The 12,107-nt window shown below is 58.9% G+C and carries 12 protein-coding genes; 5 read left to right on the top strand and 7 right to left on the bottom strand.

From position 1 onward, the window contains the following. Position 1: 1 nt before the first annotated feature. The 4 genes from ACZZ0A_RS19820 (at position 2) to ACZZ0A_RS19805 (ending at position 3,739) form a co-directional block, all read left to right on the top strand. Complete coding sequence (locus ACZZ0A_RS19820) at positions 2 to 292, top strand: PTS transporter subunit EIIB (RefSeq protein WP_007916817.1); 291 nt, start codon at positions 2 to 4, stop codon at positions 290 to 292. Between the two features lie 117 nt (positions 293 to 409). Further along, positions 410 to 1,786 (top strand): multicopper oxidase family protein, encoded by a 1,377-nt coding sequence (locus ACZZ0A_RS19815; RefSeq protein ID WP_007916816.1) that lies wholly within the window; start codon positions 410 to 412, stop codon positions 1,784 to 1,786. Then, a complete protein-coding gene (gene tadA / locus ACZZ0A_RS19810; protein ID WP_007916815.1) occupies positions 1,786 to 2,286 on the top strand; it encodes a tRNA adenosine(34) deaminase TadA in 501 nt (166 codons plus the stop codon). Before ACZZ0A_RS19815 ends, tadA begins: the two co-directional genes overlap by 1 nt. Before the next feature lie 269 nt (positions 2,287 to 2,555). Further along, positions 2,556 to 3,739 (top strand): IS3 family transposase gene (locus ACZZ0A_RS19805; RefSeq protein ID WP_208867554.1). Its coding sequence is split into 2 segments (ribosomal slippage): positions 2,556 to 2,820 and positions 2,820 to 3,739, totalling 1,185 coding nucleotides; the frame shifts between segments, so codons are not numbered across the junction. 176 nt (positions 3,740 to 3,915) lie between these two features. Here ACZZ0A_RS19805 and cmoB read toward each other — a convergent pair. The 6 genes from cmoB to ACZZ0A_RS19775 all read right to left on the bottom strand — a co-directional run bounded on the left by cmoB (position 3,916) and on the right by ACZZ0A_RS19775 (position 10,732). Then, a complete protein-coding gene (gene cmoB / locus ACZZ0A_RS19800) occupies positions 3,916 to 4,872 on the bottom strand; it encodes a tRNA 5-methoxyuridine(34)/uridine 5-oxyacetic acid(34) synthase CmoB (RefSeq protein ID WP_463543633.1) in 957 nt (318 codons plus the stop codon). Beyond that, complete coding sequence (gene cmoA / locus ACZZ0A_RS19795) at positions 4,869 to 5,612, bottom strand: carboxy-S-adenosyl-L-methionine synthase CmoA (protein WP_007916813.1); 744 nt, start codon at positions 5,610 to 5,612, stop codon at positions 4,869 to 4,871. The genes cmoB and cmoA overlap by 4 nt, the downstream gene beginning before the upstream one ends. 206 nt (positions 5,613 to 5,818) lie before the next feature. Then, a complete protein-coding gene (locus tag ACZZ0A_RS19790) occupies positions 5,819 to 6,457 on the bottom strand; it encodes a lysoplasmalogenase (RefSeq protein ID WP_177321078.1) in 639 nt (212 codons plus the stop codon). A 2-nt stretch (positions 6,458 to 6,459) separates the two neighbouring features. Further along, positions 6,460 to 6,852: a protease inhibitor I42 family protein gene (locus tag ACZZ0A_RS19785; RefSeq protein WP_007916811.1), complete on the bottom strand. Its 393-nt coding sequence runs from the start codon at positions 6,850 to 6,852 to the stop codon at positions 6,460 to 6,462. Between the two features lie 264 nt (positions 6,853 to 7,116). Next, positions 7,117 to 9,534 (bottom strand): endopeptidase La, encoded by a 2,418-nt coding sequence (lon, locus tag ACZZ0A_RS19780; RefSeq protein WP_095112368.1) that lies wholly within the window; start codon positions 9,532 to 9,534, stop codon positions 7,117 to 7,119. A gap of 745 nt (positions 9,535 to 10,279) precedes the next feature. Next, positions 10,280 to 10,732, bottom strand: coding sequence for an RNA-binding protein (locus ACZZ0A_RS19775; protein ID WP_463543632.1), 453 nt, complete (start codon positions 10,730 to 10,732; stop codon positions 10,280 to 10,282). Positions 10,733 to 11,270: 538 nt separating this feature from the next. Here ACZZ0A_RS19775 and ACZZ0A_RS19770 point away from each other — a divergent pair. Further along, a complete protein-coding gene (locus ACZZ0A_RS19770; RefSeq protein WP_007916807.1) occupies positions 11,271 to 11,459 on the top strand; it encodes a hypothetical protein in 189 nt (62 codons plus the stop codon). Between the two features lie 65 nt (positions 11,460 to 11,524). Here ACZZ0A_RS19770 and ACZZ0A_RS19765 read toward each other — a convergent pair whose 3' ends face one another. Continuing rightward, the gene (locus tag ACZZ0A_RS19765) at positions 11,525 to 11,890 is read right to left on the bottom strand and encodes a DUF6124 family protein (protein ID WP_007950222.1); all 366 of its coding nucleotides are present in this window, start codon (positions 11,888 to 11,890) and stop codon (positions 11,525 to 11,527) included. Between the last annotated feature and the right edge of the window lie 217 nt (positions 11,891 to 12,107).

Here is a 12,107-nt window from a genome sequence, read left to right as displayed (position 1 = left end):
CATGTTCGATCAATTGCAGAAGGCATTCTGGAAAGCCCTGACCCCGGATCTGGTGGTGGATACACCCGCAGCGGCGGCCGAACCGAGTGACGGATTGAGCAGCGACATTGTCGCGGCGCTGGGGGGTGTGGATAACCTCCAGTCCCAGCAACCGCTGGCGTTGACGCGGGTACGGGTGGTGTTGCGTGATGTGTCGCACATGGACCCGAACGCGTTGAGCGCCGCCGGTGTCGCGGGCGTGATGCCTTTGGCGGACGGCGTGGTGCACCTGATTACCGGGCTGCGATCTTAAGCCGGCAGGTGATGTGCGGCCTCAGGTCGCCCTTACTGTTTCTCAACCGCAGGTGTATCGTATTCGCCTTTTGCAGGCTTTCAGGGCCTGCTGCTGATACGTGAGGTAGTTGAGTTCATGTCCTTTACCCGTCGCCAAATCCTCGGTGGCCTGGCCGGTCTTGTTGTCGTTGGTGTCGGGGCGGGGGGCGCGTCGCGTTATTGGCTCGGCAAAATGGCCGACGCCGAGGCGGGCCATGACTATGAACTGATCGCCGCACCGCTGGACGTCGAATTGGTGCCGGGGCACAAGACCGAGGCCTGGGCATTCGGCCCGTCGGCGCCTGGCACTGAGTTGCGTGTGCGCCAGGGTGAATGGCTGCGGGTACGTTTCATCAACCACTTGCCGGTGGCGACGACCATTCACTGGCACGGCATTCGTCTGCCGCTGGAAATGGACGGCGTGCCGTACGTGTCGCAGCTGCCGGTATTGCCGGGCGAGTACTTCGACTATAAGTTCCGCGTGCCGGATGCCGGCAGTTACTGGTATCACCCGCACGTCAGCAGCAGCGAAGAGCTCGGGCGCGGGCTGGTCGGGCCGTTGATCATCGAAGAGCGCGAGCCGACCGGTTTCAAGTACGAAAAGACCTTGAGCCTGAAGAACTGGCACATCGATGACGAAGGCAATTTCGTCGAATTCAGTATTCCCCGTGAAGCGGCGCGTGGCGGTACGGCGGGGCGCTTGTCGACCATCAACGGTGTGCCGACCCCGGTGATCGAACTGCCGGCCGGGCAGATCACCCGGGTGCGTTTGCTCAACCTCGACAACACGCTGACTTATCGCATCAACATTCCCGGCGTCGAAGCGCAGATCTATGCGCTGGACGGCAACCCGGTCGAACCGCGCCCGTTGGGCAAGGAATACTGGCTCGGCCCGGGGATGCGTATTTGTCTGGCGATCAAGGCGCCGGCGGCGGGCGAAGAATTGTCGCTGCGCAACGGTCCGGTACGTCTGGGCACCCTGCGTTCGGTGGCCAATACCGACGCGCCGAGCGACTGGCCAAAAGCGCTGCCGGCCAATCCGGTGGCAGAACCGGACCTGGCCAATGCCGAGAAACTCAACTTCAATTTCGAATGGGTCGGCTCAGTGTCGGTCAACGTCGACAATGGCCGGCCGCCGAGCCTGTGGCAGATCAACGGCAAGGCCTGGGACATCACCGACAAGACCTGCGCTGACCGACCGATTGCCAGCCTGAAACTGGGGCAGAGTTACATCTTCGAATTGAAGAACATGACCCAGTATCAGCACCCGATCCACCTGCACGGCATGAGTTTCAAGGTGATCGCGTCGAACCGGCACAAGATTATTCCGTACTTCACCGACACCTATCTGCTGGGCAAGAACGAGCGCGCGCAAGTGGCGCTGGTGGCCGATAATCCGGGGGTGTGGATGTTCCATTGCCACGTGATCGACCACATGGAAACCGGCCTGATGGCCGCCATCGAGGTGAAGTGATGCGCCAGATTCGCCCCGCGGCCATCATCGACCGCAGCCGTGACCAAGACTTCATGCGTGAAGCGCTGACCCTCGCTGCACAAGGCGCAGCCCTCGGCGAAGTGCCGGTGGGTGCAGTGTTGGTGCAGGACGGCGAGATTATCGGGCGCGGCTTCAATTGCCCGATCAGCACCAGCGACCCGAGTGCCCATGCAGAAATGGTCGCCATCCGTGCGGCGGCGCAGGCGGTGGATAACTATCGCCTGCCGGGCAGCACGCTGTATGTGACGCTGGAGCCGTGCAGCATGTGTGCAGGCTTGATCGTGCATTCGCGGGTGGCGCGGGTGGTGTATGGCGCGCTGGAGCCGAAGGCGGGGATTGTGCAGAGTCAGGGGCAGTTTTTTACCCAGGGTTTTCTCAACCATCGAGTGCTATATGAAGGCGGGGTTTTGGCCGAAGAGTGTGGCGCCGTGCTGACCGAATTCTTCCGTGCTCGCCGAGCAAAAAGCCCCTCACCCTAACCCTCTCCCAGAGGGAGAGGGGACTGACCGAGCTGGATGGGCGAGGTCCGTCGACCTGAGATTCCGAGTCGAACTCAAGTCTTGAAAAGCTCAACGATCAGCCCCCTCTCCTTGGGAAGAGGGGACTGACCGAGTTGGATGGGCTAAGTCCGTCGACCTGAGATTCCGAGTCGAACTCAAGTCTTGAAAAGCTCAACGATCAGCATGCAGTGGTCTAATTTCCCCGGACACCCCGATAGGTGGAAAATACATCTATCGAGGAGTTATTCATGACTAAAAAACGCAGGGCATTCGACGACAGCTTCAAGCTGCAAGTCGTGAAGATGATCAAGGATCAGGGACTCACCGTTGTACAGGTTTGCCAGGATCTGAACATTGGTGAGACAGCCGTTCGACGCTGGGTTCAGCAATACGAGGCAGAGCAACTGGGGCAGGCCGGAATCGGCAAGCCATTAACGGCAGAGCAACAGCGCATCCGGCAATTGGAACAAGAAAATCGGCAGCTCAAGATGGATAACGACATCTTAAAAAAGGCTACCGCCTTCTTTGCCCGCGAGCTGAAGTAAGGTATCGACTGGTTCGGCAGCTGCAACAGAAGGCTTACTCAGTGGCACATGTCTGTCGGTTGCTGAGCATCAGTCGTTCAGGCTTCTATGAGTCTCAGAAGCGTGCTGATGCGCCTGTTCGGCAGAGTTGTCCTGTTCTTGTGCAACTCAAGGCGTCTTTCGCCGAGAGTGGAGGCTGCTACGGCAGCCGCCCTTTGCGCGACGCTTTGCGCGGTAAAGGCATGCTTGTCGGGCTGTATAAAATCCGTCGATTGATGCGGGCTAACGGACTGCGTTCAGCCTGGAAGCGCAAGTTTGTACACACAACCGATAGTAATCATGACCTGCCGATTGCAGAGAATGTACTGAACAGAAAATTTGATCCAGTAGCGCCAAACAAGGCCTGGGTAGCCGACATCACTTATATCCGCACCCGCAGTGGCTGGTTGTATCTGGCCGTGGTGTTGGACTTGTTTTCACGCAAGATAGTGGGCTGGTCGATGGCTCCGAACATGCCGGCAGAGCTGGTGTGCACCGCGATGCAACTGGCAATCGCGCAGCGTCAACCGCCGCCAGGCTTGATTGCCCACTCAGATCGGGGTAGCCAATATGCGAGTGCAACTTACAGAGAATTACTGGCAAGAAACGACATGCAGCAGAGCATGAGCCGTAAAGGTAATTGCTGGGACAATGCAGTGATGGAGCGCTTCTTTTTGAGTTTGAAAATGGAGCGAGTATGGCGACGTGACTACGCGAACCACGCTGAAGCGATCCGCGACATCACCGAATACATCGTTGGGTTTTACAACAACGAACGGCTGCACTCGAAACTGGGATATCTGCCACCGACCGTTTACGAGCGGGCGATGGCGTCAAAACCACCTATCGAGGTGTCCGGAATTAGTTGACCACTGCAGCCCTCTCTCCTTGGGGAGAGGGGACTGATCGAGTTGGATGGGCTAAGTCCGTCGACCTGAGATTCCGAGTCGAACTCAAGTGTTGAAAAGCTCAATGATCAGCTCCCTCTCCTTGGGGAGAGGGCTGGGGTGAGGGGTGGGCTCACCGCGGTGTTTGGGCGATTTGATTATTTACGAGCGACAATCACCGCGCGCATCGGCGCCGGCAATCCTTCAATCGTTTTGCTGTGATCTTCCGGATCAAGGAAATCACTCAGCGACTGATACTTCATCCACTCAGTCCCGCGCTGTTCTTCCACCGTTGTGGTGCTCACATCCACGCAGCGAATATCGCTGAACCCGGCACGACGCAACCACAACTCCAGCGCCGGCACCGACGGCAGGAACCACACGTTACGCATCTGCGCGTAACGGTCTTCCGGCACCAGCACTTGATGCTTGTCGCCTTCCACCACCAACGTTTCCAGCACCAGTTCACCGCCCTTGACCAGGCAATCCTTCAGCGCCAGCAAATGCTCGATCGGCGAGCGACGGTGATAGAACACGCCCATCGAAAACACGGTGTCGAAGCCTTCCAGGTTCGGCGGCAGGTCTTCGAACGGGAAGGGCAGATGCCAGGCGTTCGGCTCTGACAGATAACGCTGCACCGCCTGGAACTGGCAGAAGAACAGCCAGTTCGGATCGACACCGATCACGCTGTCAGCGCCGGCACCGAGCATGCGCCACATGTAGTAGCCGTTGCCGCAGCCGACATCGAGGATGCGTTTGCCTTTCAAATCCAGATGCGGGGCGACGCGCGACCATTTCCAGTCCGAGCGCCATTCAGTGTCGACGTGCACGCCGAACAGATCGAACGGCCCTTTGCGCCACGGCGACAAACCCATCAATGCAGTACGCATCTGCGCACGGGTTTCGTCGTCGCAATCGGTGTCGAGTTTCAGGCCATTGAGCAGATCGATTTCGCTCGGCTGAATTTTCGGCAAGGCATCCAGCGCACTTTGCCAGCGCTCCAGGTCGCCGTGACCTTTCTCCATTTTCTTGTCGAGTTGCGCCTGCAGGGTGTTGGCCCATTCGGCCAGCGGCGTGCCGGCCAGACGACGGGCGAGGGGGGACAGATCAATCATGGCAAGGCAATCAACGAGGCAAAGTTAAGACACTGGAACCACGGCACGACTTTCGAGAACCCGGCGGCCAACAGGCGTTCGCGGTGTTCTTCGAGGCTGTCGGGCTTCATGACGTTTTCGATGGCGCTGCGTTTCTGGGCAATCTCCAGTTCGCTGTAGCCGTTGGCGCGTTTGAAGGCGACGTGCAGATCGGTGAGCAGCGCGTGTTCTTCGGCATCGTTGAAGCGCAGCTTCTCCGAGAGGATCAGCGCGCCGCCCGGCAGCAGCGATTGGCGAATGCGCGAGAGCAACGCGGTACGCTGATCCGGGGCGATAAATTGCAGGGTGAAGTTCAGCGCCACCACCGAAGCAGGCTGAAAGTCGAGGGCGAGGATGTCGCCTTCGATCACTTCAACCGGCAGCAACTCCTGGAACATCGAATCCTGACCGTTGAGGTATTCGCGGCAGCGTTCGACCATCGCGGCAGAGTTATCCACAGCGATCACCCGGCAGCCGTCGGTGCGCACGTGACGGCGCAAGGCCTGAGTCACTGCACCCAGCGATGAACCGAGGTCGTAGAGCACGCTGTTCGGCTGGGCGAACTGTGCGGCGAGCACACCGAGGTTTTCGACGATGGTCGGGTAACCCGGCACCGAGCGCTTGATCATGTCCGGGAACACCCGCACCACGTCTTCATTGAAGGCGAAGTCAGGCACCTGGGCCAAAGGCTTGGCGAAAATACGATCGGGTTCTTTGCTCACGGCGGTTCCGGCGGTGTAAATGGAAAGGCCGGCATTTTAGCCAAAAGGGCGCGGGGATGCTTGGGTTGTCTGATAAAACGCGGGGATATTGCTCTGGTTGATCGTTCCCACGCTCTGCGTGGGAATGCCGCCCCGGACGCTCCGCGTCCCTGCGCAAATGACGCAGAGCGTCACAGGATGCATTCCCACGCGGAGCGTGGGAACGATCAGATCCGTTTGGTCTGGGAGAACGCCGAGGCGGCGATGCCCCACTGGCCCAGCCAGTAGCTGAGGATGATGACGTATGGCGCGGCGTGGAATGGCGATACGAAGCGATCAATACCGATCACGCTGTCCGAGAACACAAACGCCAGCGCACCGCCCGCCGCTAGCAACGCCGAGCGTTTCGGCACATCGGTGCCCAAACGGGCCAGTGCGCGCCAGAGCATCGCGCTGATCGCCGTGCCATAAACAATCACCGGCACCAGCAATGGCCCAAGACCGCTGGAAATCAGAAGACCTAGCAGCATCGCGCCAACACCGAGGGCGAGCACCAGCGGCAACACCGCCAGACGCTTGCAGTCACTCAGATAAGCCTTCAGATAAGCCAGATGCGCAACCAGAAACGCGCCGAGGCCAAACACGAACAGATCGCCCGGCCACGCCAGCAACACATCACCCAGCAACGAGAAAATCAGACCGAGACTGATCCAGCGCCGATAGTCACTGGGTGGCGCGTCGTGCAGCCAGCCGAGCAATGCCAGCACCGGCAACGGTTTGACCAACAGGCACAGCAACGCCGCATGGGTGCTGACACCGTAGAGAAACGTCACCGCGCCCATCAACGCCAGAATCAGCCAGCCCATGATCAATTTACCGAAATGGCGCAGTCAAAGGTTTCCACCGGGAGCACTTCCGGTGCCCACGGTTGTTGTGAAGTCAGGCGCAGGCGCCCGGTGCCGGGGGCGAAGGCCTGGAAGCGCCAGGTCGACAGACCTGCTGCGCCGACCACGCCAGCGTCTTCCGGATTGCTGTAGACCTCGGGGCTGAGTGCGCGCAATACACCGCCAGCCGAGTCCTGAATGGCCCAGCGATAACCCGTGGTCGGGTTGCTTGGCAGCATGATGATGAGGTTTTGCCCGTTAGTGAGCCGCACCGGGCATTCGCTTTGTTTTTCCACGGTCACGTTGTGTTTCGGTTGCGTGGCGCACGCGGCCAGCAATGAAAGGGCGAGGGGGAGAAACAGGCGAGTGGGGGACATAAGGTCAGTGGCTCCGGGTGTTCACGACGAACGGCGAGCATAACTGAAGATGAGACAAAGTGTGACAGTGCCTGCCCTCACCCTAGCCCTCTCCCAGAGGGAGAGGGGACTGATCGGGGGATATTGGTGAGGTACGCCGACCTGAGCGTGCGTCAGCGAATCCATAATCGACCCGGTGTTTCAGGTCGGCGCATAGCGCAAGACCGCTCGGTTGGCTCCCTCTCCTGGGGGAGAGGGCTGGGGTGAGGGGCTACGGGCTACCGGTCAGAACAGTACCTTCGCCACATCGGCAAACCGCTTGGCGAAATGCACGGTAATCCCTTCCTTCAGATAATCCGGCAACTCCTCAAAGTTACCCCGATTCGGCTCCGGCAAAATCAATTCGAAAATCTTCTGCCGCCGCGCCGCAATCACCTTCTCACGCACCCCGCCAATCGGCAGCACATGCCCGGTCAGGGTCAATTCGCCAGTCATCGCCACGCCTTTCTTCGGCGGTTGATTACGTGCAAGCGAGAGCAGGGCGCTGGCCATGGTCACGCCGGCGCTCGGGCCGTCCTTCGGTGTCGCGCCTTCCGGTACGTGCAGGTGGACGAAGGCTTCGTCGAAGAACTTCGCGTCACCGCCAAACTGTTTCAGGTGCGAGCTGACGTAGCTGTAGGCGATCTCTGCCGATTCCTTCATCACATCGCCCAGTTGCCCGGTGAGCTTGAAGCCACGGTTAAGCGTGTGAATCCGCGTCGCTTCGATCGGCAAGGTCGCGCCGCCCATGCTGGTCCAGGCCAGACCGGTAATCACGCCGGTGCCGGACAGCACTTGCTCGTTGCGGAACACCGGATGGCCGAGTGACGCTTCAAGGTCTTTCGGCCCGAGTTTGATCACCGCTTTCGGCTCGTCAATCAGCTTCATCACCGCTTTGCGCACCAGTTTGCCCATTTGTTTCTCGAGCTGGCGCACCCCGGCTTCACGGGCGTAACCGTCGATCAAGGCTTTGAGCGCGCTGTCGCTGATGCTCAGGCTACCCTTGGACACACCGGCCTTTTCCAGCAGTTTCGGCCACAGGTGACGCTTGGCGATGGCGACTTTTTCTTCGGTGATGTAGCCCGACAGGCGAATCACTTCCATGCGGTCCAGCAACGGGCCGGGGATCGAATCGAGGGTGTTGGCAGTGCAGACGAAGAGGACTTTCGACAGGTCCATGCGCAGGTCGAGGTAGTGGTCGAGGAATTCGACGTTCTGCTCCGGGTCGAGGGTTTCCAGCAGTGCCGAGGCCGGGTCGCCCTGGTAGCTCTGGCCCATCTTGTCGATCTCGTCGAGCATGATCACCGGGTTCATCACTTCGACGTCTTTCAACGCCTGCACCAGTTTGCCCGGCTGTGCGCCGATGTAGGTGCGGCGGTGTCCCTTGATCTCGGCTTCGTCGCGCATACCGCCGAGGCTGAAGCGGTAGAACGGCCGGCCGAGGGATTCGGCGATGGATTTGCCGACGCTGGTTTTACCTACGCCCGGCGGGCCGACCAGCAGCACGATGGAGCCGCTGATCTCACCTTTATAGGCACCGACGGCGAGGAACTCGAGGATGCGGTCCTTGATGTCGTCCAGGCCCGCGTGGTGTTTGTCGAGAATTTTGCGCGCGTGCTTGAGGTCGAGTTTGTCCTCGCCGTACACGCCCCACGGCACCGAGGTCGCCCAGTCGAGGTAGTTGCGGGTGACCGCGTATTCCGGCGAACCGGTCTCGAGGATCGACAGCTTGTTCATTTCTTCTTCGAGGCGCTTCTGCACCTGCGCCGGCAGGACTTTGCCTTCGAGGCGTTGCTCGAACTGTTCGAGGTCGGCGCTGCGGTCGTCCTTGGTCAGGCCGAGTTCCTGCTGGATAACCTTGAGTTGTTCTTTAAGGAAGAACTCGCGCTGATGCTCGCCGATCTTGCGGTTAACCTCCGCTGAAATCTCTTTTTGCAGGCGCGCGACTTCGACTTCCTTGCGCAGCATCGGCAGGACTTTTTCCATGCGCTTGAGCATCGGCACGCAGTCGAGCACGCCTTGCAGTTCGGGGCCGGTGGCGGAGGTCAGGGCGGCGGCGAAGTCGGTCAGCGGCGACGGGTCGTTGGGGCTGAAGCGGTTGAGGTAGTTTTTCAGCTCTTCGCTGTACAGCGGGTTGAGCGGCAACAGCTCTTTGATCGCGTTGATCAGCGCCATGCCGTAGGCCTTGACCTCGTCGGTCGGCTCGGTGGGCTGGTGCGGGTATTCGACTTCGACCAGATACGGTGGGCGATGGTGTTTCAGCCAGGTCTTGATGCGTACGCGGCTGAGGCCTTGGGCGACGAATTGCAGTTTGCCGTTCTCGCGGCTGGCGTGGTGGACTTTGACCAGGGTGCCGTATTGCGGCAGGGCGCCGGTGTCGAAGTGGCGCGGGTCTTCCTGGGGCGTGTCCATGAAGAACAGGGCCAGGGAATGGTGTTCAGATTTACTGACCAGTTCGAGGGTTTCGGCCCAGGGTTCTTCGTTGACGATGACCGGCAGGACTTGGGCCGGGAAGAACGGGCGGTTGTGGATCGGGATGATGTAGACCTTGTCCGGCAGGTTCTGGCCGGGCAGGGCGAGGCCTTTGCCGCTGGAGGTGTGTTCGATGTGTTCGGCTTCGGTGTAGTCGTCGGGGTTTTCCGGGAATTCTTGCTGGTCGCTCATGGGGCACCTGCGCAATGGGGTATGGGTCTTAGATGGGGCAGGGTTTGGGTGGTTTCAATGGCGGGGGATGTTTCTGCTTGTGTGTTCAGGGTTTTGACAGGGTTCACGCTTTTGACTTGGCGGCCTTTGGGCCGACCATGCTCTTTGGGGTTTTGGGTGTATATCCGTTTCTTCGGTAACGGCGGCTTAGGGTTTCGCCCTGACGGCGACTCACTTTTTTGACAAACGCCTCAAAAAAGTAAGCAAAAAAACGCTTGCTCCTACGTGCGGCCCGCTCGCTGGGGCTCGGGGTTCCTTCGCTGCGGGATCGATCCGGGCGCAGCGCCTACGGTTTGCTTCGCTGCACCTCCTCTCGCTGTGTTTGGCTGCGCCAAACGGTCGCTGCGCTCCCACGCCCGGATCAATCCCTCCGCTCAGCCTTCCGACGTCGCCTGTGGATCAAGATCAAAAGCAGGCGAGCTGACACTCGGCCTATTGAGTGGTGAAGAGCGGGGGGCGTGGACGGCTTTGGATTTGTGGTGGATTGTCCCCCTCATTGGAACGCCGCCCGCCCAGACCTCTGCCGAGGGAGAGGTGGCCGTTTTTTGGGCTTTTCAAAATGCGCGTTCAACTCGATATCCCAAGTCGGCGTAGCTCGCCCAAACACCTCGGTCAGTCCCCTCTCCCTCTGGGAGAGGGCTAGGGTGAGGGGCTTTTGATTTTCTCAAGTTCTGCGTTTAGATACGGGTTGACCTGACCAAGGTCGTTACAAAGGCCACGTCAGTTCCTGGAGCAGAAAGAACCCGTTGCAGGTGAGTTCACGTGTGTCATCCGTGTAGCGTGCCTTGCCGAAAAGTTCGAAGTCTTTGAAGTCATATCGGTAGAGGTTGGGGTTGAGCTTGGTGACTGCGATAGTTGAAGAGGACTCTGTTTTAAATTCATAAAACTGGATACCCCGGCCTGTAACGACTCGTTCAGAGTAGGCAGGTGTAGATGGCTTTAGCAGGTCGCGAAGTGAAACGGAAAAAGTTCGTTCGCTCGATAAGCCTCTTTTGTGACCGAAATCAAAGTAATACCCCCCTAACGGGTTGAATGACACAGAAGTGGCTTTGGTCCTGTAGCTGGTCAGATCTAAATACGTACCGCTGATAGTGCCTTTCACATCAATATCAAGAACACCGACGGCGAAGACTGCTGGGAATGCTTTTGAAGTTGTCATAGGGGGCTTCCTCGATTGATTGAGTTGGAGAAGGAAGTCTGAGAGAAACGGCATAACCTGTTAACTGTCATATCTGACAGGTTTTTATGCCTGTTCGTGATGATGCCCTATGAGACGAGTTATATAGGACGCGCAAGATAATCCGGTGGCGGGGAGGGCCGCTTGCGAAAGTGACCTGACAGCCGACCCTTTTCTAGCTAAATGCGCTCAATCCGACTATGGGCGAGCCTGCTCGCGGACGCGGTGTGTCAGGCACTGTAGATGTTGAATATGCTGACGCCTTCGCGAGCAAGCTCGCTCCCACAGGTTATCTCGGGTGCTTCTGAAATAGCGTGCACAAATAAGGCGATGCCTCTCGACAGTCATCTGCAATCTGGCGGTTAACTCATAGATCAAAATTCATTGCGGTTTATTTCGAAGCGGTCTTGGGCCCCTGTAATTTCTGACAGTAGACACGTTGCCCGGTCGATCCGAGATTAACCAGGCGTCCTCAGGCAGGGCGGCGCGTGCCGATTTACGGACTTAAAGGAATCCAGCCATGAGTTATACCGATACGAGTTACGAGGGCTGCACTATTCGCGAATACTCCCCTGACACCCCGGGTCTGCGTTATCGGGTGATCTATAGCGCGACGGATGAGAGTTTGTTGCTTGAGACTCGCAAACAGGCCGAGCAATTGATCATTGAGCGATTGCGGTTGATGAAAAACGGAGGGAAAGCTTCTTGAGTCAGCCGGGCTAACGCTCACCTGTGCAGGAGCAGCCTGCGGCAGCTCCTGCACCGGGTGGTTTGTCAGGTATTTGCGGGGATTTCGTGGTTATCCAGCACGCGGTTCACCGCCAGTTCGGCGAGCATGATGATCTGCTGAATGGCCAGGATCGTGCGCCGCTGTGGCAGGTCGATGTAGGCGGCGATGTCGCTGGTCATGAGGCTGGCCTGGGCCAGTGATTCGCAGGCGTGGACCAGAAGGCTTTCGCTGTCCTGCTCGGGGGCGACCTGGAACATGGTGCTGGGTTTGTGGAAGCGCAGGGTTAAGGCGTTGGGTTTGAGGTAGTGGTCGAGGGCGCGTTCGGCGGCTTCGTGGAATTTCTTGGAATCGGGGGATTCGTAGGGCGAGGTGTCGTCGGTTTCGGGGGGATTGGGTGTTGGCTTTTTCATAGTGACGCTCCGAATGATAAGTGGGGCTGTCACTCTCAATCACCGCGACGCGACGGAGGGTGGCAGCTGTACGCAGGTTCGCGGACCGAGCCATTCGGCAATCTCGGCATACCCGAAGGTATCCCGCGCACAGCCACCATCAAACCAAACAACAAGCACCTGAGCGCTCCGGTTTGGGCCGGCGATTATGCATCAAATCGAATGAACTGCTCGGGCC

It is taken from the genome of Pseudomonas sp. AC242, from assembly GCF_979258655.1.
The sequence above is the reverse complement of the archived record's forward strand: the minus strand, read 5'-3'. Positions and strand labels throughout refer to the sequence as shown.

Excerpts from the sequence above, each read along its gene's own strand:
- cmoB (WP_463543633.1), bottom strand. The coding sequence starts at position 4,872 with ATGATTGATCTGTCCCCCCTCGCCCGTCGTCTGGCCGGCACGCCGCTG.
- tadA (WP_007916815.1), top strand. The coding sequence starts at position 1,786 with ATGCGCCAGATTCGCCCCGCGGCCATCATCGACCGCAGCCGTGACCAA.
- ACZZ0A_RS19775 (WP_463543632.1), bottom strand. The coding sequence starts at position 10,732 with ATGACAACTTCAAAAGCATTCCCAGCAGTCTTCGCCGTCGGTGTTCTT.
- ACZZ0A_RS19815 (WP_007916816.1), top strand. The coding sequence starts at position 410 with ATGTCCTTTACCCGTCGCCAAATCCTCGGTGGCCTGGCCGGTCTTGTT.
- ACZZ0A_RS19785 (WP_007916811.1), bottom strand. The coding sequence starts at position 6,852 with ATGTCCCCCACTCGCCTGTTTCTCCCCCTCGCCCTTTCATTGCTGGCC.
- ACZZ0A_RS19790 (WP_177321078.1), bottom strand. The coding sequence starts at position 6,457 with ATGGGCTGGCTGATTCTGGCGTTGATGGGCGCGGTGACGTTTCTCTAC.
- ACZZ0A_RS19765 (WP_007950222.1), bottom strand. The coding sequence starts at position 11,890 with ATGAAAAAGCCAACACCCAATCCCCCCGAAACCGACGACACCTCGCCC.
- lon (WP_095112368.1), bottom strand. The coding sequence starts at position 9,534 with ATGAGCGACCAGCAAGAATTCCCGGAAAACCCCGACGACTACACCGAA.
- ACZZ0A_RS19820 (WP_007916817.1), top strand. The coding sequence starts at position 2 with ATGTTCGATCAATTGCAGAAGGCATTCTGGAAAGCCCTGACCCCGGAT.
- ACZZ0A_RS19770 (WP_007916807.1), top strand. The coding sequence starts at position 11,271 with ATGAGTTATACCGATACGAGTTACGAGGGCTGCACTATTCGCGAATAC.